The organism is Gordonia sp. ALPHA1B1 (assembly GCF_005502615.1).
Classification (GTDB): domain Bacteria; phylum Actinomycetota; class Actinomycetes; order Mycobacteriales; family Mycobacteriaceae; genus Gordonia; species Gordonia hongkongensis.
Map to the genome: position 1 here is coordinate 13,981 of NZ_SCOC01000038.1, position 19,773 is coordinate 33,753.

The window sequence follows — 19,773 nt, forward strand, 5'->3', positions numbered from 1 at the left end:
AATTCACGGCGGGGTGACACGCCGATGGGGTCAGCGGAGACGGGCCCCCACCCGCGCGGCGGCTGCGTCGACGGCGGCCAGCTTGGCCTCGTTGGCCTCGTCCTCGGTGAGGGTACGGTCCGGGGCGCGGAACCGCAGCGAGAACGTCAACGATTTGTTGCCCGCGCCGACCTGTTCACCGGTGAAGACGTCGAACAATGCGATGTCCTCGAGCAGGTCGCCGGCCCCTTCACGAAGCGCCTTCTGGACGTCCGCGGCCGGGACCTCCCCTTCCACGACGACGTTGACGTCCTGCAGGACCGCGGGGAACACCGACACCGACGGTGCCGGGAGTCGCACGTCCAGGGGCAGTGCGTCGATGTCGATCTCCACAGCGCAGGTCCGCTTGGGCAGATGGGCCCGCTCGAGCACCGCGGGGTGGAGTTCGCCGGCGTGACCGACCGTGCGGCCGTCGACGGTCAGCCGCGCGCAGCGGCCGGGATGCCACGGTCGCTGATCGTCGGCGGTGAGCTCGACGGTCACCCCCGCCGCGCGACCGATCGTGCGCGCCGCCTCGAAGGCATCGAGGTGGTCGGCGGCGCGTCCCGGACCCCAGGGGCCCGCGGGATCGCGCAGTCCGGTGAGGACGACGCCGACGTGCAGCGGCTGATGGGGCAGCGAGGCGTCGAGCGCGGCGATCTCCTCGTCGGTCGGGCGGCGCGTGACGTCGAGCGCGTCCACCGCGGCGACGTGATCGCCGGCGATGACGACCTGACCGATGGTGAACAGCGACAGATCCCGCTGACCGCGTGCGATGTTGCGGGCTGCCATCTCGAGTAGCCCCGGGAGCAACGTCGTGTTGAGCTCGGGACGATCGGATTCGAGTGGGTTGAGGACCTTCACGGTGCGCCGGCGCTCATCGTCGGCGGGCAGGTCCCAGAGGTCGAACACGCCGGCCGGCATGAACGGATACGGCAGGACCTCGACGTAGCCGTCGAGCGCGAGGGTGCGTCCCACGCTGCGCCGGCGTCGCTGAACCGGGGTGAGTCCGGTGCCGCCGGGCGCGCGCGGAACCACGGCGGGGATGTCCTCCAAGCCCTCCAGGCGCAGGACCTCCTCGACCAGGTCGGCGCGTTGCCGCAGGTCGGGTCGCCACGAGGGCGGGAACACGTCCAGCTCGTCGGTCCCGGTCACCACGCAACCGACCTCGGTCAGCCGCGTCAGGGTGGTTCCCGGCGGATAGCTGACGCCCGCGACCCGGTCCGGTTCGTCGGCAGCGATGGCGATGGTCGACCTGATCGGGGTATGGACATGGGTCTCGGACAGCGGTGAGGCGATGCGTCCGCCGGCGATCTCGACGATCAGCCGGGCGGCGCGGTCGGAGGCCACCGCGGTGATCTCGGGGTCGACGATCCGCTCGAACCGCTTGCTGGCCTCGGAGGTCAGCTTGTGGCGCTTCGCGGTGCGGAAGACCCGAACCGGATCGAAGGTCGCCGACTCCAGCAGCACCGTCGTCGTCTCGAGACCCACCTCGGTGCTCGCGCCGCCCATGACACCGGCGAGGGCGATCGGTCCGGTCTCGTCGGCGATCAGCACATCCTCGGGGTCGAGGATGCGAACGGTGTCGTCGAGGGTGGTGAGCTTCTCCCCCGGCTGGGCCGACCGGACCGTGACGGCTCCGGTGACACGGTCGGCGTCGAAGGCGTGCAGCGGCTGACCGAGTTCGATCATGACGTAGTTGGTGATGTCGACGATCGCGGAGATGGGGCGGATACCGGCGACCATGAGCCGCTTCTGCATCCACCACGGGGAGATCGCAGTCGGGTCCACACCGGTGATGACCCGAGCGGTGTAGCGGATCGCCCCAGAGTTCTCGTCGATGGCGACCGGCCACGCCGGGGCCGACCCGTCGTCCGCCAGGTCCGCGGCCCGGAGTCCGGGATCGACGAACGGGACCCCGAAGCTGCCCGCGAGCTCGCGGCCCAGGCCGCGCACCGAGAACGCGTAGCCGCGGTCGGGGGTGACGTTGACGTCGATCGCCGCGTCGGCGAGTCCCAGCACCTCGCGGGCGTCCGCGCCCGGTTCGGCGGTCCCGGGCGCGAGCACGAGGATGCCGCTGTGATCGGTGCCGATACCCAGCTCGGAGACCGAGCAGATCATGCCGTCGGACACCCGGCCGTAGGTCTTGCGCGAGGCGATCTCGAAGGGACCGGGGAGCACGACCCCCGGCAGCGCGGCGACGATCAGATCACCCTCGGTGAAGTTGCGTGCACCACAGACGATTCCGCGGGGCTCATCCTCACCGACGGCGACCGTGCAGAACCGGATCGGCTTCTTGAACTCGGTGAGCTCCTCGATCGTCTCTACTCGACCGATCACCAGCGGTCCGGTGATCTCCGGGAACGCCTCGATGTCCTCGATCTCGAACCCGACACGGACGAAACCGGCGTCGATCTCATCGGTGGTCGCCGACCACTGCGGGTCGCCGGCGCGGAGTACCTCGGTGTACCAGGACTGTGGTGCACGCACTGTGTATCAACTACTTTCGTCGCGTCGTGAGGAGTCGTCGGGGCGGGATCTGCGCGGTGCCGGTCAGGCGGCCGGACCGAACGGGAGGGTGAACCGGATGTCCCCCTCGACCATGTCCCGCATGTCGGAGATGTCGTTGCGGAACTGCAGGGTGCGCTCCAGGCCCATGCCGAAAGCGAATCCGGAGTACACATCCGGGTCGATACCGCTGGCGCGCAACACATTCGGGTTGACCATGCCGCAGCCGCCCCACTCGACCCAGCCGGGTCCGCCCTTCTTGGCGGGGAACCACACGTCGACCTCGGCGGAGGGTTCGGTGAACGGGAAGTAGCTCGCCCGCATGCGGGTCGTCGTCTCCGGGCCGAAGAGTGCCCGCGCGAAGGTCTCCAGGGTGCCCCGCAGGTTCGCCAGTGTGAGTCCCTTGTCGACGGCGAGTCCCTCGATCTGATGGAAGACCGGGGTGTGGGTGGCGTCGAGCTCGTCGGTCCGGAACGTCCGGCCCGGGCACGCCACGTAGATGGGCAGGTCCCGGCTCAGCATCGAGCGCACCTGCACCGGCGAGGTGTGCGTCCGCAAGACCTGCCGCGATCCCTCGGGCGCGATGTAGAAGGTGTCCTGCATCGACCGGGCGGGGTGGTCGGGCAGGAAGTTGAGCGCGTCGAAATTGTAGTGCTCGGTTTCGACCTCCGGGCCCTCCGCGATCTCCCAGCCCATACCGACGAACACGTCGGCCACCTGCTCGGCGATGACGGTGATGGGATGACGCGCACCCACCGGACGCCGGCCGCTCGGCAACGTCACGTCGATCGATTCGGCGACGAGGACCGCCGCGTCCCGTTCGGCGTCGAGGACGGCGGTGCGCGCCTCCAGGGCCGCCGACACCCGGCCGCGCACCTGGTTGACCAGCTTGCCGGCTTCGGAACGCCCCTCTTTGGGGAGGGAACCCAGCGCGCGCCGGGCGAGTGCGATCGGCGAGCGATCACCGAGGTGCGCCGACTTGGCCGCGGCGAGCTGATCGAGGTCGGCCGCCGCCTCGAAGTCCTCGATGGCCGACGTCGCGGCCGCCTCGAGGTCGTCGGGTCCCGGGAATGCCGTTGCGTCGGCGGAAGTGGCCACGGTGGGCGTGCTCCTCGTGCGTCGATCGATGGATGGTCGGCATCGTCGTCGCGCTGTGCACGCCGACCCAACGGGCCGACGGACACCTCCGGCGCCGACGATGACTCCCGTCGAGGGTAGTCGACTACCGCGGGGCGCTGACCTGCAGGGAGGCGTCGTCACCGGGAAGCCCTGGCGCTGCCGTCGGACGACCGGCGGGAACCGCGAGGCAACGCGAGCAGGTGGCACAGGCGAGGCCCATGATCAGCCACCACACACCGTCGCCGGTCAGACCGCCGCGCGCGAGCATCAGCACTGCCACGCCGAGCCCGGCCAGCGCCGTCAGCAGGGCCGCGTTCCGCACCGGTCCGCTGCGCCGGGCGACCGGTTCGTCCCACCACGGCAGGGACCGGTTCTCGAGTGGGGACAGGATCGCGACCACCGGGACCATGCCCGCGAGCAGCAACACGGTCTGCGCCCCGACGATCATCGGGAAGGACGCCGCGCCGACGTCGCCGCGGTCGATGCCGGCCGCGGCGCACAGACCGATGATCGCCGCGAGCACCGGCAGATGCCAGAGATACAGCGTCATCGCGCCCCGGTTGCCCAGCACCACCCACCACCAGACGCGCGGACGGTCGGCCACGACCGCGAGGAATCGGCGCACCGCGATCGCGCCCGCGCACAACACGATCGCGTGGCCGGCGAGCAGCAGGCTCGGCGGACTCATGTTGGACAGGTGCTGGCCTGGAACCGTCACGAGGGAGACCTCGTAGGGTCCCCACGTGACGAGGACGAGGTCGGCTGCCAGCGCACCGGCGGCCGCGAGGACGGCGAGCCCGGGCCGCAGGATCTTCTTGGCGTACGCGACCCCGAGGACCGCGGGGATCGTCCACACGGCGAGGAAGTTCAGGTAGCCGAGCGCTGCGGGGCCGTCCGTCAGTCGGACGGCGTCGACGATCGCCGTGCTCCCCCAACACACCGCCAGGGCGGCCAGCACACCACCGACGGACCGGAGGCGCTGCAGGAACGGGACCACCGCCAGTACGAGCAGGTAGGCGCCGAGGAACCACAGCAACTGCACCCCGAGACGCGCGACCACGTCGGCCGCCGCCGTGGCACCGGTGCCGGACAGGACGGTGTACACGGCCGCGACGGCTCCGAGGTACCAGAACACCGGCCGCATCAAGCGTTGTGTCCGGGCGACGAGCCATTGCCCGGCGGTCGGTGTGTCACCGTCGCCGCGCGAGGTCCAGCCGCGGGTCGCCGCGGCGGCACCGGCGAAGAAGAACAGCGGCAGCACCTGCAGCAGCCAGGTCGCCGGCTGCAGTGCGGGCACGTCGCCGAGTGTGTTGCCGAGATGAATCGAGTCGTCGGTCACGTCGACGGTGAGCATGATCGAGTGACCGGCGACCACGACCGCCAGCGACATGATGCGGATCAGGTCGATGACGCGGTCGCGGTCCCCGGTGAGGGCGGCGAGTTCACGAGGCGTGGGCAGACCGGTCGACGCCGGCCGTCCCGAGACGATGCTGGGCATGGCGTCGAGTCTCGACCGCGGCGACCGGGACGGCCTGAGGGAAACTACTCGCTCGGGGTCGGCAATCCCCGCATCCGCGAACACACAACCGGCCCGCCCGGGCCGCGACCCTACTTGTCGAAGCCGGCTCGCTTGAGCGCGTCGGCCATCGCCCCGCTGGGTGCCGGGCGTCGATCGTTCCGGTTCCCGCCTCGGTTGCCCTGCCCCTGAGCGCCCCGGCCCTGGCCGCCCGGGTTGCCCCGTCCGCCGCCACGCTGCTCGTTCCTCCGCGGCTGATTGCCGCCGCCACGAGCACTGTCCTCCCGCCCTTGCCCGCGAGGCGCGCGGGAGGGTTTGCCGTCACTGCCCGGTTCGTCGTCGAGCCGCAGCGACAACCCGATGCGTTTGCGGTCGATGTCGACGTCCATGACCTTGACCTTCACGATGTCGCCGGACTTGACGACCTCGTGGGGGTCGGAGACGAAGCGGTGTGCCATCGCCGAGACGTGGACGAGGCCATCCTGGTGCACGCCGACGTCGACGAATGCGCCGAAGGCGGCCACGTTGGTGACCTGACCTTCGAGGACCATCCCCGGGGTCAGGTCGGAGACCTTCTCGATGCCCGTGGCAAACGTCGCGGTCTTGAACTCCGGCCGCGGGTCGCGCCCGGGCTTGTCGAGTTCGGCGATGATGTCGACGACGGTCGGACGACCGAACGTCTCGTCGACGAACTCCTCGGGTCGCAACTTGGTGAGGGTCGCGGTGTCGCCGATCAGCGACCGGACATCGGTGCCCACCTTCTCGAGGATGCGTGTGACGACCGGGTACGCCTCCGGGTGCACGCTCGACGCGTCGAGCGGATTGTCGCCGTCGGCGATGCGCAAGAAGCCGGCGCACTGCTCGAAAGCTTTGGGGCCGAGCCTGGGCACCGCGGTGATCTGCTTGCGATCCCGGAACGCGCCATTGGTGTCACGATGCGCGACAATCGATTCCGCGAGGCCCGCGGTGATGCCGGACACGCGGGACAGCAGCGGCACCGACGCAGTGTTCACGTCGACGCCGACCGCGTTCACCGCGTCTTCGACGACCGCCCCGAGTGAGCGCGCGAGCAGGGTCTCGGAGATGTCGTGCTGATACTGCCCCACCCCGATCGACTTCGGATCGATCTTCACGAGCTCGGCGAGCGGATCCTGCAACCGGCGGGCGATCGAGACCGCGCCGCGGATGGAGACGTCGAGGTCCGGCAATTCCTTCGACGCGTACGCCGACGCCGAGTAGACCGAGGCACCCGCCTCGGACACGACGACGCTCGTCGGCGGCTTCTTGCCGGCCTCTTTGATCGCCGACAGGAGTTCGCCGGCGAGCGCGTCGGTCTCGCGTGAGGCGGTGCCGTTGCCGATGGCGATGAGTTCGACGCCGTGCTTCTCGACGAGTGCGCCGAGCACGGCGAGCGAGCCGGACTTGTCGCGCCGGGGCTCGTGCGGATAGATCGTCGCGTGGTCGACGACCCTGCCGGTCGCGTTCACCACTGCGACCTTCACGCCGGTGCGTAGACCGGGGTCGAGCCCCATCGTCGTTCGGGACCCGGCGGGCGCGGCCAGCAGGAGGTCCTTGAGGTTCGTCGCGAACACCGCCACCGCGTCGGCCTCGGCGGCCTGACGCAGCCGCATCCGGACGTCGAGGGACAGCCCGACGAACAGCTTGGTCCGCCATGCCCAGCGCACCGTGTCGGTGAGCCACCGGTCGGCCGGACGCCCCTGATCGGCGATGCCGAACCGGGCGGCGATCCGCTGCTCGTACGGTCCGGGGCCGGCGGGCCGGTCGGCCGCTTCCGGATCGGCGTCGAGGGTGACCGACAGGATCTCCTCGCGCTCGCCGCGCAGCACGGCCAGCACCCGGTGCGACGGAAGCGAGGTGAACGGCTCGGAGAACTCGAAGTAGTCGGCGAACTTGGCGCCGGCCGACTCCTTGCCGTCGCGAACCGCCGTGCGCAGCACTCCGGTCTGCCACATCAGCTCACGGAGTTCGCCGACCAGGTCGGCGTCTTCGGCGAACCGCTCCACGGCGATCGCGCGGGCACCGTCGAGCTGCTCGGCGGTGAAGGTCGCCGGGTCCGTCGTCGGGTCCGAGAGCAGCGCATCGGCCACCGGCTCGTGTCCGGCCTCGCGTGCGATCTGGGCCTTGGTGCGGCGCTTCGGCTTGTAGGGCAGGTAGATGTCCTCAAGGCGCGCCTTGGTGTCGGCCTCGAGGATGCGCGCATCGAGTGCGGCGTCGAGTTTGCCCTGCGCGGCGATGGATTCGCGGACGGCCTGGCGTCGGGCCTCGAGGTCGCGCAGGTAACCGAGACGCTCGTCGAGGGTACGCAGCTGCGCGTCGTCGAGGCCGCCGGTGGCCTCCTTGCGGTATCGGGCGACGAACGGAACCGTCGATCCCCCGTCGAGCAACTCGATCGCCGATCGCACCTGACCGGCGCCCACCCCGAGTTCGGTCGCGATCGCCGACGCGATGCGGGAGTTCACGACCGCAGGATCGGGCGCGGGCACCGTCTGGGGTGCAGCGGCCGGCGAGCCGGGGGTCGCGGGTGCGGGTTCGGGCGCGGAGTCGGGTGACACAGTTTCTGACACGATCGCCGACCCTACCGGCCGACTCGGACAGCGGTCAGACGCGACCCGCCGCGCCGTGGACACGGGCGCTCTCGTACAGACAGATGGCCGCCGCGGCAGCGACATTCAGGCTCTCGGCGCGGCCACGGATGGGGATCGACACGCGGTGGTCGGCGGAGCGCTGCACCTCGACCGACAGGCCGTGGGCCTCGTTGCCGAAGAGCCATGCGACGCGGCCGGAGAGGATGTCGCCCGCCGCGTCCAGGGCGACCTCGCCATCGGCCGCGGTCGCCAAAAGGCTGATGCCGGACCCCCGGATGGCGTCGAGGGCGTCGTCGACGGCGCGCTCACGCACCACGGGCACCGTGAACACGCTCCCCGCGCTCGCACGGACGCACTTGCCGTTGTGGGGGTCGACGGCATCGCCGAGCAGGATCACCGCATCGGCGCCCATCGCGTCGGCACAGCGGATGAGCGTGCCCGCGTTCCCGGGCTCCCGCGGCTCGACCGCGATCGCGAGGAGTCGCGGCCCGGCGGAGAGAACGGCGTCCAGCAGCACGTCGAGCAACGGGCAGATCGCGAAGATGCCCGCGGGCGTGGACGTCTCGGCCAGCTTCGACGCGGCGCGGCCGGTGATCACCGACACCGGGACGCCGGCCGCCGCGGCGGTCTCGACGAGATCGCGGTGACGGAACTGCTCCTCGTCGGCGACCAGGAGCGTCTCGATCCGGCCGACGGTGAGCGCCGACGCGACTGCATTCGCCCCTTCGGCGAGGAAGCGGCCCTGCTCGCGCCGCTCGGCGGCGCGATGCAGCTTCGCATACGACACGACCCGCGAGGATCGCTCGGACAGCACCTCCGTCATCGGAGGTTCGTCCGCGCGACTCGCGGGTCGTGGGTGCTGGTGCGCAATCAGGCAGCCGGCGCGTTGACGTCGGCCGGCAGTGCCTTGCGGGCGACCTCGACCAGACCGGTGAAGGCCTCGGGATCGGTTACGGCGATGTCGGCGAGCACCTTGCGGTCGACCTCGACACCCGCGGCCTTGAGGCCCTGGATGAGGCGGTTGTAGGTGATGTCGTTGGCGCGGGCCGCGGCGTTGATACGCGAGATCCACAGCTTGCGGAACTCACCCTTGCGCGCGCGACGGTCGCGGTAGGCGTAGTTCAGCGAGTGGAGCTGCTGCTCCTTCGCCTTGCGGTAGAGGCGCGACCGCTGTCCGCGGTAGCCCTTGGAGGCCTCGAGGGTGGACCGACGCTTCTTCTGGGCGTTGACGGCCCTTTTCACGCGTGCCATGTGTTAGATCCTTTTGCTTGTCAGATGTCTGGGGTCGCTGGCGTCAGCGGTTGAGCAGTCGCTTGATGCGCGGGGCGTCGTTCTCGCTGACGACGGTGGTGCCGTCGAGACGACGGGTGCGCCGGGACGACTTGTGCTCGAGCAGGTGGCGGCGGTTGGCCTTCTGGCGGACGATCTTTCCGCTGCCGGTCACCTTGAAGCGCTTCGCGGTGCCCTTGTGGGTCTTGCTCTTCGGCATGTTCTTCCTTTTCTCGGGCGAACTCGGGCACCGGACCCGGCGAGGTCCGGTGTGTACCCGTGTTCGCGTGTCGTGATCTCGGCCGGAGCGGTTCGGACTCTCGCCCGGCCGATCGACTCAGTTCTCGTCCGCTCAGTTCTCGCGGATCAGCTCGCGTCTGGGGCGGCCTTCGGGCCACCGGAACGCTCACGGCTCTCTTGCGCCTTCTGCCGGGTCTTCGCACCCTTGTGCGGCGCGAGGACCATCGTCATGTTGCGGCCGTCCTGCTTGGCCGAGGTCTCGACGAAGCCGTAGTCGGCGACATCGTTGCCCAGGCGCTGCAACAGTCGGTAGCCGAGCTCGGGGCGGGACTGCTCGCGGCCGCGGAACATGATGGTGACCTTCACCTTGGATCCCGCCTCGAGGAACCGGATGACGTGACCCTTCTTGGTCTCGTAATCGTGGTCGTCGATCTTGGGACGGAGCTTCTGCTCCTTGATGACGGTCATCTGCTGGTTGCGACGCGATTCGCGCTGCTTCTGGGCCGCTTCGTACTTGAACTTGCCGTAGTCCATGATCTTGCAGACCGGCGGACGGGCGTCCGGGGCCACCTCGACCAGGTCGAGATCGGCCTCGTAGGCCAAGCGAAGCGCATCTTCAACACGCACGATGCCCACCTGCTCCGAGTTGGGTCCGACGAGTCGGACCTCAGGGACGCGGATGCGCTCGTTGATGCGGGTCTCAGTGCTGATGGGGCCTCCTTGTTCAATCCTGCAGTGGTAACCGTCGCGTCGTGGCGAGGGACGTATGCAAGAGAACCTGCGGGACACCTCAGCAAGGAAGCCCCGGGACTGATGTCCGCGGGGCTCCGATACCGACCGGTTCGTCCACGCGTGCCAGTGCTGACACACGCTGCCGAGGACATACAGCTCAGCATCGAGAGATGCGATCTGCGACGATCGGCGTGAACCGGACCGTGCAACTGCGAGAACCTCGCGTCGAACGGTGGGAGCGGAACTCCACTTACGACCCCGGCGCATACCAGGGCGGTCGTGCTATGGGAGTCTAACAGCCATGGCCGAGAACTCCTATTCGTCACCTGCACCGTTACCCCCGGAGGGTGCGACGGGCGATGGCGCCGACCTGGGAGATGCGGCGCACACCGATCCCGACAACGTCCGTGACCTGGGCGATATTCCGGCCATCGAGGTCATCACCCGATCCATCGTCATGCTGATGAGCGCGGCGGCCGAGAAGCTCGGCCTGGCCGAGGGGACCCCGGCCGACCGGATCGACCTGCCCGAGGCCCGCACCCTGATCACCGCCCTGGCCGGCATCGTCGACGCGTCGAAAGCCGATCTCGGCATCCACGCCGCACCGATCCGCGACGGCCTGAAGGGCCTGCAGCTGGCGTTCCGGGAGGCCAGTGCATACCCGGACGAACCCGGCGAGGGCCCGGGCGAGAAGTACACCGGCCCGGTTCGCGCGCCTCGGCGGTAGTGGCCTCGACACGCGGCGGCCTCGCTCCGCTCGGCCGGCGCTACTCGACCAGCGGAGGGCCTACGCTGGACCCATGACGAATGCCGAGGAGCCCGGACGGTCCGACGAGATCATCGATGCGGAGATCGTGCCGACCGGCCCGGTGCCCGGAGCGGTTCCCGATCCGAATTACTCCGACAGCGGCGTCCCGACCTTCGACTTCGTGCGCGACAAGATCGAGAACCGCATCACCACCGCGATCGGGTCGCAGGAGCTGGCGGAGACGAGCGCCGAGGGCCAGTCCGTCGACGAGATGATGCGCAAACGCGACGAGGCCGCGAAGAAGCGACTCGAGGAGATCCGCAAATCGATGGGTTCGTAGCACACTCCCCCGCCGCGCATTCCCCCTCCGAACACGCAAATCGCCACTCCCGTTGACGCGCGCCACTCGCAAACCAGCGCTGCTACAACGGAAGTGGCGATTCGCGTTCGGCGACTCAGCCGACCGACGCCACCGCGTGGTCGATGTCGACGATCTCGGCCAGGAATTTGCCGGTGTGGCTGCCCGGGGTCGCGGCGATGTCCTCCGGAGTACCTTCGCCGACCACGGTTCCACCACCCGCGCCACCCTCGGGTCCCATGTCGATGACCCAGTCGGCGGTCTTGATGACATCGAGGTTGTGCTCGATCACGATGACCGTGTTGCCCTTGTCGACCAGACCGTTGATCACGGCGAGCAGCTTCTTGATGTCCTCGAAGTGCAGACCGGTGGTCGGCTCGTCGAGGATGTAGACCGTCCGGCCCATCGACCGCTTCTGCAATTCGGCCGCCAGCTTCACGCGCTGTGCCTCACCGCCGGACAGCGTCGGCGCCGGCTGCCCGAGCCGGACATAGCCCAGACCGACGTCGACGAGTGTCTTCAGGTAGCGATGGATCGAGGTGACGGGCTCGAAGAAGTCGGCGGCCTCCTCGATCGGCATGTCGAGCACCTCGGAGATGGTCTTGCCCTTGTAGTGCACCTCGAGGGTCTCGCGGTTGTACCGCGCGCCGTGGCAGACCTCGCACGGGACGTACACATCCGGCAGGAAGTTCATCTCGATCTTGATCGTGCCCTCACCGGTGCACGCCTCACAGCGGCCGCCCTTGACGTTGAACGAGAACCGGCCCGGTTGATAGCCGCGCACCTTCGCCTCGGTCGTCGCCGCGAACAACGTGCGGATCTTGTCGAAGACACCGGTGTAGGTGGCCGGGTTCGACCGCGGGGTGCGCCCGATCGGCGACTGGTCGACCTGCACGAGCTTGTCCAGGTTGTCCAGACCCTTGATGCGGGTGTGACGCCCGGGCACCTGACGCGCGCCGTTGAGCTTGTTGGCGAGCACGGTGGCCAGGATGTCGTTGACGAGCGTCGACTTGCCCGACCCCGAGACACCGGTGACCGCGGTCATCACACCGAGCGGGAACGACACGTCGATGCCACGGAGGTTGTGTTCCCGCGCACCGACGACCGTCAGCTGGCGCTTGCGATCGATCGGCCGCCGGATGTCCGGCACCGGCAGGGTGTCGCGACCGGCGAGGTACGCACCGGTCAGCGATTTCCGGTTCTTCAGTAGGTCCTTGTAACTGCCGCTGTGCACCACGTGTCCGCCGTGCTCCCCGGCACGGGGCCCGATGTCGACGATCCAATCGGCGGCGCGGATGGTGTCCTCGTCGTGTTCGACGACGATCAGTGTGTTGCCCAGATCCCGAAGCCGCGTCAACGTGTCGATGAGTCGGCGGTTGTCGCGCTGGTGCAGACCGATCGACGGCTCGTCGAGGACGTAGAGCACGCCCGCAAGACCCGAACCGATCTGGGTGGCCAGGCGGATGCGCTGCGCCTCACCACCCGACAGCGAACCCGCGGCGCGCTCGAGCGACAGGTACTCGAGTCCGACGTCGAGCAGGAAGCGGATGCGGGCCTGGACCTCCTTGAGGACCCGTCCCGCGATCGCGGCCTGCCGGGAGTCGAGCCGCAGTTGGTCGAGGAAGTCGGCGCAGTCGGCGACCGACAGGGCACACACCTCGGCGATCGACTTCGGCCCGAACTCCGGGTGGTCGAGCGTGACCGCGAGGATCTCCGGGCGCAGGCGCGCACCCTGACAGGCCGGACACGGCACGTCCCGCATATAGCCCTCGTACCGCTCCTTCATCTGCTCGGACTCGGTCTGGTCCATGCGACGCGCGAGGAACGAGAGCACGCCCTCGAACTCGGTGTAGTACGAGCGGGTGCGGCCGTACCGGTTGCGGAACTTGACGTGGACCTGGTGGTCACTGCCGTTCAACAGGGCCCTACGCGCCTTGATCGGCAGCTTCTTCCAGGGCGTGTTGATGTCGAACTTCATCTGATCGGCCAGACCCGACATCAACCGGAGGAAGTAATCGGCATTGTGGCCGGTCGACCACGGCGCGATCGCACCCTCGGCGAGCGACATCTCCGGGTCGGGCACGACAAGCTCCTCGTCGACCTCCTTGCGGATGCCGAGCCCGTCGCATTCCGGGCAGGCGCCGTACGGCGAGTTGAACGAGAACGACCGCGGTTCGAGGTCGTCGATCGCGATCGGATGCGCATTCGGGCAGGCCATCCGCTCCGAGAAGCGGCGCTCGCGTTCCGGGTCGTCCTCCTCGAGGTCGACGAAGTCGAGCACGATGATGCCGTCGGCCAGACGCAGACCGGTCTCGACCGAATCCGTCAGGCGCTGCTTGGCGCTGGACTTGACGACCAGGCGGTCGACGACCACCTCGATGTCGTGCTTCTCCTGCTTCTTCAGTTTCGGCGGATCGGTCAGCTGATGGACGACGCCGTCGATGCGGGCGCGGGAGAAACCTTGCGTCTGGAGCTCGGCGAAGAGATCGACGAACTCTCCCTTGCGGGTACGCACGACCGGCGCGAGCACCTGGAAGCGCGTGCCCTCGTCCATCGCGAGCACCTGATCCACGATCTGCTGGGGTGTCTGCTTGGCGATGGGCTCGCCGCAGATCGGGCAGTGCGCCTTGCCGGCGCGGGCGTAGAGGAGACGGAGGTAGTCGTAGACCTCGGTGATGGTGCCGACGGTCGACCGGGGATTGCGGTTGGTCGACTTCTGATCGATGGACACCGCGGGCGAGAGGCCCTCGATGAAGTCCACATCCGGCTTGTCCATCTGCCCGAGGAACTGCCTCGCGTAGGCGGACAGTGACTCGACGTAGCGCCGCTGCCCCTCCGCGAAGATCGTGTCGAAGGCGAGAGACGACTTGCCCGATCCCGACAACCCCGTGAAGACGATGAGGCTGTCCCGGGGCAGGTCGACATCGATGCCGCGCAGATTGTGTTCGCGGGCACCTCGGACGATCAGACGATCAACCACTGCAGTCCTTACATTCTCGAGTCACAGGGCGCACAGACGGCGCACGGGCACAGTACCGACGGCCACCGACAGAAACGTCGCCATGCACTCGCCCCGGGAGATTCGGAGTCCGACGACCGGGCGATCGGTCTCGCCGCCCGCGTGTCATCGTCGAACCGATGGTCCAGGATACGCGCGCCACGCCGGGTTTCATGGTCGCGACCGTCACATTCCGGCTGCCCGCTGTCATAGCCTGTCGGCATGACCTCCCCAGCGACACCGATCAGCGACGACTACACCGGCGACCTCTCCGAGTCGAAGACCCCACAGCGCCGCACGCTGTCGTCGGCCACCATCGTCAAGCTGTCCGTCGGCCCGATGGACAACAACGTCTACCTGGTGACCTCGCGTGCGACGGGCGATCAGCTGATCATCGACGCAGCCAACGACGCGGAGACGATCACCGAGGTCTTGTCGGCGGTCGAGGGCACACCGAAGCTCATCTTCACGACCCACCAGCATTTCGATCACTGGCAGGCCCTGGCCGCCGTCACCGAGTCCACCGGGGTGCCGACCGCGGCGGGGCGCCTCGACGCCGGTGAACTGCCGGTCACCCCCGACCGCCTCGTCGACGACGGTGACGTCCTCGAGGTCGGCGACCTCACGTTCGAGGCAATCCATCTCGTCGGGCACACCCCGGGATCGATCGCTCTCGCACTCACCGACGTCGACGACAGCGGCGAGCGAACCGTGCACCTCTTCACCGGTGACTGCCTCTTCCCCGGCGGGATCGGCAAGACCTGGAAGCCGGAGGACTTCGACACCCTCCTCGAGGACGTCTCGACGAAGCTGTTCGACCGCTTCGACGACTCGACCGTCGTCTACCCCGGCCACGGCAAGGACACGACCCTGGGCGCCGAGCGCGGGTCACTCCCCGAATGGCGTGAGCGCCGCTGGTGATACGGAGGCGGGCGACGCCGGTCGACTCCCGAGTGTTTGGTCTCCGTCGCGGGCGGTTACCTGTTCCTCGGATCGTTCGGCGAGTCGTGACCCGCGATGCCCCGTAGGTGCGCAAACCGGTCACGGCACGCCGAGTGACCTGCAGATTCGTTGCGACAGGGTAGCGTTGAACGGGCCAGAAACACGCTTCACCCGACGGATCTCGATAGCCAAACCCGACTGAAGAAGGTTGTGACCGATGATTCTCCGCCGTATAGCCCGTCCGCTCCTCGCCTCGGCGTTCGTCGCCAGCGGCGTGGACGCCATCCGGAGCCCGAAACCGATCGCGCAGTCCGCAGAGCCGGTCGTGGACAAGGCCCGGTCGTCGCTCCCGCCCGAGGTGGCCGGCCGGATCCCGGAGAACACCGAGACCCTGGTGCAGATCAACGCCGCCGCTCAGATCGGCGGCGGAATCCTGCTCGCCACCGGCAAGTTCCCGCGCGTCGCGTCCGTCGTCCTGGCCGGCACCCTGATCCCCACGACCGCAGCCGGCACCGACTTCTGGAACGAGGCCGACCCGGCCAAGAAGGAAGCCCAGCGCAACGCGTTCATCAAAAACGTCGGCCTGCTCGGCGGAGTCCTGTTGGCGGCCGTCGACACCGAGGGCAAGCCGTCGCTCGCGTGGCGCGGCCGCCAGAAGGCATCCGCTGTCGCCGCGGCGCTGCCGATCGGTGCCGCCGCCGGGTCGTCGACCTGGGAGCACCTCGTCGAGCGCACCCACGACGGCGCCGAGATCGTCTCCGAGCGGTCCGCCGACGCCGCGGCGAAGTTCCGCGAGCACGCACCCGAGATCGCCGAAGCCGCGCAGAAGCGCTCCCTCGAGCTGGCCGGCAAGGCCGCCGAGACCGCCTCCGATGTCGCGGATCGCATCAAGGACCGCGCCCCGGTCGTCGCCGACGCGGCTATCCACCGGTCGTCGGAGCTCGCCGACACGGCGCTCGCGCGTTCGTCTGATCTCGCCGAGACCGCGCGCAAGCGGGGCCCGAAGCTCGTGAAGGAAGCGCAGAAGCGAGCCGAGAAGGCGCAGAAGCAGGCCGCGAAGGCGCAGAAGCAGGCGAAGAAGAAGGCTCCGAAGATCGCCGATTCGGCCCGCGACCGCGCGTCCGATCTCGCCGACACCGCCCGCAAGCGCGCACCGGAGTTCGCCGACGTGGCACGCGATCGGTCCGCCGAACTCGCCGACGTCGCCCGCGCACGGTCGGCCGAGCTCGCCGAGACCGCACGCCAGCTCGCCGCAGCTGCCGAGGACTCCGCCGAGCAGAGTCGCAAGCGTCTGCGCAAGGCACGTCGCTGATCCCTCGGGGTCTCCACGCGCACGAGCAACAGATACGAGCACGACCCTGAGCACAACCGATCTCACGACCACGGACGCGGAGCACCCGCCAGAGGATTATCCCTGGGTGCCCGCGTCCGCGGCGCTGAGAGAGGCCTCGCTGCACGAGATGACGCTCACGGGTCCGCCGTTCGGGACGGTCCCGTCGGCCGGCTCGCGGCTCGTGATCGCAGTCGGGTCGAATGCCGCCCCCGACGTTCTACGTCGCAAGCTCGCCCACGTTCCGTCGACGGACCGGATCTGCCTCCGCACGGTCCGCGTCGCGAACATCACAGTCGGCCATTCCGCCCATGTCGCGGCCCGGGGATACATCCCGGCCGCACCGATCCTCGCAGGTGAGGGCGCGATCACGACGACCGCGGCCTGGCTGGGTCCCACCCACATCGATGCTCTCGACGCCACCGAACCCAACTATGATCGACAGACAGTGACTACGCGCGACCACCCCGTTCTCGGCCGTCCCTCTCCCCTCCTTCCGGACGAGTGGACCCCGCCTGCGACCTTCGACCTGTACGTGTCCCGGCACGGCGTCCTCGCCGACCCGGTCACCGGTGACCCCGTCCCCTTCGGCGCACAGACCGACGTTCTCGAGTGGCTGTCCCGCCGACTCGACGACGAGACACTCGCCGACCCGGCGTCGCAGGTCTGCAGCCGCTTGTCCACCGACCCCCGGGCGATGACCACCCGCATCCGGGCCGCCGGACTGGCCCGGTCCCACGGGTCCCGCGCACCGCTGTCGATCGGGGACGGCCGATGACCGCCCTCTCGCCGGACACCGACCCCCGCGTGGACGAGGAACAACGGCACCTCGACCGCGTGTACGGCAGGCTGGACCGGATGCGTCGGACCACCCAGCGTCGGTTGTCGTCGACGCTCTCCGAACGCGGCGGCACACCGCAGGCGCTGTCCGAACGCGAGTCCTACGAGCGGATGTACAACGAGGATCTCGCCAAATTCGATGCCGCCGAACACAATCTGTATTTCGGTCGTCTCGACCTCGAGGACGGCGAGATCCGGCGCATCGGACGCATCGGTGTCCTCGACGACGGTTTCGCCGACGACGGCGAACTCGACGCCACCGCCACCGACGCCACCCTGCTGCTGGACTGGCGCGCGCCGCTGGCCCGGCCGTTCTATCTGGCGACGCCCGCCGCGCCCGAGGACGTCGCGCGCCGTCGCCACATCCGGACCCGCAGCCGCAAGGTCCGCGGGGTGAGCGATGAGTCCCTGACCGCAGGCGATGCGCTGCTCGACGACTTCGGACACGGCGACGTCGTCAACGAGTCGGCTCTTGTCGCGGCCCTCAACGCCGCCCGCACCGGCGAGATGACCGACATCGTCGAGACGATCCAGCGCGAGCAGGACCTGATCATCCGGTCGACGCATCGCGGGGTCACCGTCATCCAGGGCGGCCCCGGAACCGGCAAGACCGCCGTGGCGCTGCACCGAGCCGCCTACCTGCTCTACACACATCGCGAGAACCTGTCGCGCAGCGGCATTCTCATCATCGGACCCAACGACGACTTCCTGAACTACATCGGCCAGGTGCTGCCCTCCCTGGGCGAGTCCGGCGTGCTCCTCTCGACCATCGGGGACCTGTTCCCCGGCGTCCGCGCGGGCACCGCCGACCCGCGGACGACCGCCGCGGTCAAGGGCGGGCTGCGCATGGTCGACGTCCTCAAGCGGGCGGTGCGCGCCCAGCAGTCGCTGCCGTCTCGGCCCGAGTCAGTCGATTTCGACAGCTACACCGTCGAGATCGACTCGGCTCTGGTCAAGGCCGCACGCGCCAAGGCCCGCGCGACCCGACGCGCCCACAACCTCTCGCAGAACACTTTCCTGAAGGCGGGACTCGCCGAACTCGCGGCGCGGCACGCGGCGACCATCGGATCGAGCCTGCTCGACGGTTCGCAGTTGCTCAGCCCCGCAGACATCGCCGACATCCGCGACGACATGAGCCGCGATCCCGACATCCGTGCCGCGTTGCTGCGCTACTGGCCGACGCTGACCCCGCAGGCCCTCCTCCGCGACCTGCTCGGCGACGAACGCGCAATCCGCAAGGCCACCCCGGGTTGGACGGACGCCGATCGTGCTGCGCTGCACCGTCCGTCGCGCCCGGCCACGACGTCGGGTGCGGACTTCTCACCTGCCGACGTCCCATTGCTGGATGAGCTCGCCGAGCTGATCGGTTACGGCACCGAGGACGCGGAGCGGGCCGAACGCGCACGCTGGCGTCGCCAGTTGGCCGAGGCGCAGGACGCACTGGACATCCTGACCGGCTCGGCGCCGCAGGACCTCGAGGACGAACTCGATCCCGAGATCCTGATGGCCTACGACCTGATCGACGCCGAACAGCTCGCGTCCCGCCAGACCGAGACACGACGCGCCACGACGGCCGAACGTGCCTACGGCGACCGCACCTGGACGTTCGGCCACGTCATCGTCGACGAGGCCCAAGAGCTCTCCGCCATGGCCTGGCGGATGGTGATGCGACGCATCCCGAATCGGTGGATGACGATCATCGGCGACACCGCTCAGACGTCCGACGAGGCGGGCACGCGCTCCTGGGGCGACGTCCTGGAGCCCTACGTCGCGAAGCGCTGGCAGTTCAAGGAGCTGTCGGTCAACTACCGGACCCCCAGCGAGATCATGGAGTACGCGGCACGGGTCCTCGACGAGATCGGCAACGGCGAGAAGGCCCCGACCTCGTTGCGCAGCAACGGGATCGAGCCGGTGGCGCTGCGGGCGGACAACGACTCCCCGGGGAGCATCGCCGACGCCGTCCTCCGAGCCGTCGGGCTCGCCGAACCCGACGGCCTCACCGCCGTCGTGGTCCCCGATCACCTGCACGACGCGATCCATGCGGCGCTGGCGCCGGATAGCTTCACGCTCCCCGACCGGGAACCGCCCCGGGTGTACACGGTGCGGAGCTGTAAGGGCCTGGAGTTCGACACGACCATCGTCGTCGAGCCCGCTGCGATCATCGACCAGTCACCACGCGGGCTCAGCGACCTGTACGTCGCCCTCACCCGGGCGACCCAGCGACTCGTCGTCGTCCATCGGGGCGACCTCCCCGACGCCCTCGCGGATCTGCCGGCCGGCTGAGGAGCGCGCGATCCCCGCTCCGCTCCCGGTTGATGCGACCTGGCGGCCGTAGTGGACTGCGAAAGAACACTCGTGAACGTCCGAACTCTGTGCTCCCTGAGGTGCGAGCGAAGCGAGCCACGAAGGGTGTAGCAACGCGTCTCACCAGGCCCTTCGTGGCTCGTCGACCTCGACGCGCTCCTTCGTCGCTTGCTCGGCCCGGCGGCTAACGCTCCTCGCACCTCAGGGAGCAATGGTCGTGTCCGTTCTTTCGGATCAGGGAGTAA

The 19,773-nt window shown here is 69.0% G+C and carries 15 protein-coding genes; 6 read left to right on the plus strand and 9 right to left on the minus strand.

Going from position 1 to position 19,773, the window contains the following annotated elements; genetic code table 11:
- Window positions 1-30: 30 nt before the first annotated feature.
- From pheT to infC, 8 genes are all read right to left on the minus strand, one after another.
- Window positions 31-2,508, minus strand: a complete 2,478-nt coding sequence (pheT, locus tag FFS52_RS19670) for a phenylalanine--tRNA ligase subunit beta (RefSeq protein WP_137810678.1) — start codon at window positions 2,506-2,508, stop codon at window positions 31-33.
- A 63-nt stretch (window positions 2,509-2,571) separates the two neighbouring features.
- Window positions 2,572-3,624, minus strand: a complete 1,053-nt coding sequence (gene pheS / locus FFS52_RS19675) for a phenylalanine--tRNA ligase subunit alpha (protein WP_065632027.1) — start codon at window positions 3,622-3,624, stop codon at window positions 2,572-2,574.
- Window positions 3,625-3,748: 124 nt separating this feature from the next.
- The gene (locus FFS52_RS19680; RefSeq protein WP_065632026.1) at window positions 3,749-5,143 is read right to left on the minus strand and encodes an acyltransferase family protein; all 1,395 of its coding nucleotides are present in this window, start codon (window positions 5,141-5,143) and stop codon (window positions 3,749-3,751) included.
- A gap of 110 nt (window positions 5,144-5,253) precedes the next feature.
- A complete protein-coding gene (locus FFS52_RS19685; RefSeq protein WP_137810685.1) occupies window positions 5,254-7,734 on the minus strand; it encodes a Tex family protein in 2,481 nt (826 codons plus the stop codon).
- Between the two features lie 46 nt (window positions 7,735-7,780).
- On the minus strand, window positions 7,781-8,590 hold the full coding sequence (locus tag FFS52_RS19690) for an RNA methyltransferase (RefSeq protein ID WP_065632024.1): 810 nt from the start codon (window positions 8,588-8,590) through the stop codon (window positions 7,781-7,783).
- Between the two features lie 47 nt (window positions 8,591-8,637).
- Window positions 8,638-9,018, minus strand: coding sequence for a 50S ribosomal protein L20 (gene rplT / locus FFS52_RS19695; RefSeq protein WP_010844357.1), 381 nt, complete (start codon window positions 9,016-9,018; stop codon window positions 8,638-8,640).
- Window positions 9,019-9,061: 43 nt separating this feature from the next.
- Window positions 9,062-9,256, minus strand: a complete 195-nt coding sequence (gene rpmI, locus FFS52_RS19700) for a 50S ribosomal protein L35 (protein WP_012834577.1) — start codon at window positions 9,254-9,256, stop codon at window positions 9,062-9,064.
- Window positions 9,257-9,402: 146 nt separating this feature from the next.
- Window positions 9,403-10,044, minus strand: a complete 642-nt coding sequence (gene infC / locus FFS52_RS19705; RefSeq protein ID WP_162540013.1) for a translation initiation factor IF-3 — start codon at window positions 10,042-10,044, stop codon at window positions 9,403-9,405.
- Between the two features lie 265 nt (window positions 10,045-10,309).
- Here infC and FFS52_RS19710 point away from each other — a divergent pair, with 265 nt between their 5' ends.
- Both FFS52_RS19710 and FFS52_RS19715 read left to right on the plus strand, forming a co-directional pair.
- Window positions 10,310-10,735 carry a DUF1844 domain-containing protein gene (locus FFS52_RS19710; RefSeq protein WP_058253854.1) on the plus strand — a complete coding sequence of 142 codons (426 nt, stop codon included), beginning with the start codon at window positions 10,310-10,312 and terminating at the stop codon, window positions 10,733-10,735.
- A 73-nt stretch (window positions 10,736-10,808) separates the two neighbouring features.
- On the plus strand, window positions 10,809-11,096 hold the full coding sequence (locus FFS52_RS19715; RefSeq protein WP_065632023.1) for a PspA domain-containing protein: 288 nt from the start codon (window positions 10,809-10,811) through the stop codon (window positions 11,094-11,096).
- A 115-nt stretch (window positions 11,097-11,211) separates the two neighbouring features.
- Here FFS52_RS19715 and uvrA read toward each other — a convergent pair whose 3' ends face one another.
- The gene (gene uvrA, locus FFS52_RS19720) at window positions 11,212-14,094 is read right to left on the minus strand and encodes an excinuclease ABC subunit UvrA (protein WP_137810679.1); all 2,883 of its coding nucleotides are present in this window, start codon (window positions 14,092-14,094) and stop codon (window positions 11,212-11,214) included.
- Between the two features lie 240 nt (window positions 14,095-14,334).
- On the opposite strand from uvrA, the gene FFS52_RS19725 reads away from it, so the two are divergent.
- From FFS52_RS19725 to FFS52_RS19740, 4 genes are all read left to right on the plus strand, one after another.
- Window positions 14,335-15,033, plus strand: a complete 699-nt coding sequence (locus FFS52_RS19725; protein WP_137810680.1) for an MBL fold metallo-hydrolase — start codon at window positions 14,335-14,337, stop codon at window positions 15,031-15,033.
- 238 nt (window positions 15,034-15,271) lie between these two features.
- Window positions 15,272-16,366, plus strand: a complete 1,095-nt coding sequence (locus FFS52_RS19730) for a DoxX family protein (protein ID WP_137810681.1) — start codon at window positions 15,272-15,274, stop codon at window positions 16,364-16,366.
- Between the two features lie 106 nt (window positions 16,367-16,472).
- Window positions 16,473-17,162, plus strand: coding sequence for a hypothetical protein (locus FFS52_RS19735; RefSeq protein WP_137810682.1), 690 nt, complete (start codon window positions 16,473-16,475; stop codon window positions 17,160-17,162).
- Window positions 17,159-19,507 (plus strand): AAA family ATPase, encoded by a 2,349-nt coding sequence (locus FFS52_RS19740; RefSeq protein WP_137810683.1) that lies wholly within the window; start codon window positions 17,159-17,161, stop codon window positions 19,505-19,507. Before FFS52_RS19735 ends, FFS52_RS19740 begins: the two co-directional genes overlap by 4 nt.
- The last annotated feature ends 266 nt before the right edge of the window (window positions 19,508-19,773 follow it).

Bases quoted from the DNA above. Each gene is read 5' to 3' on its own strand.
- rpmI (WP_012834577.1), bottom strand. From the start codon at position 9,256: ATGCCGAAGAGCAAGACCCACAAGGGCACCGCGAAGCGCTTCAAGGTG.
- rplT (WP_010844357.1), bottom strand. From the start codon at position 9,018: ATGGCACGCGTGAAAAGGGCCGTCAACGCCCAGAAGAAGCGTCGGTCC.
- FFS52_RS19730 (WP_137810681.1), top strand. From the start codon at position 15,272: ATGATTCTCCGCCGTATAGCCCGTCCGCTCCTCGCCTCGGCGTTCGTC.
- FFS52_RS19725 (WP_137810680.1), top strand. From the start codon at position 14,335: ATGACCTCCCCAGCGACACCGATCAGCGACGACTACACCGGCGACCTC.
- FFS52_RS19690 (WP_065632024.1), bottom strand. From the start codon at position 8,590: ATGACGGAGGTGCTGTCCGAGCGATCCTCGCGGGTCGTGTCGTATGCG.
- FFS52_RS19740 (WP_137810683.1), top strand. From the start codon at position 17,159: ATGACCGCCCTCTCGCCGGACACCGACCCCCGCGTGGACGAGGAACAA.
- FFS52_RS19710 (WP_058253854.1), top strand. From the start codon at position 10,310: ATGGCCGAGAACTCCTATTCGTCACCTGCACCGTTACCCCCGGAGGGT.
- FFS52_RS19680 (WP_065632026.1), bottom strand. From the start codon at position 5,143: ATGCCCAGCATCGTCTCGGGACGGCCGGCGTCGACCGGTCTGCCCACG.
- FFS52_RS19715 (WP_065632023.1), top strand. From the start codon at position 10,809: ATGACGAATGCCGAGGAGCCCGGACGGTCCGACGAGATCATCGATGCG.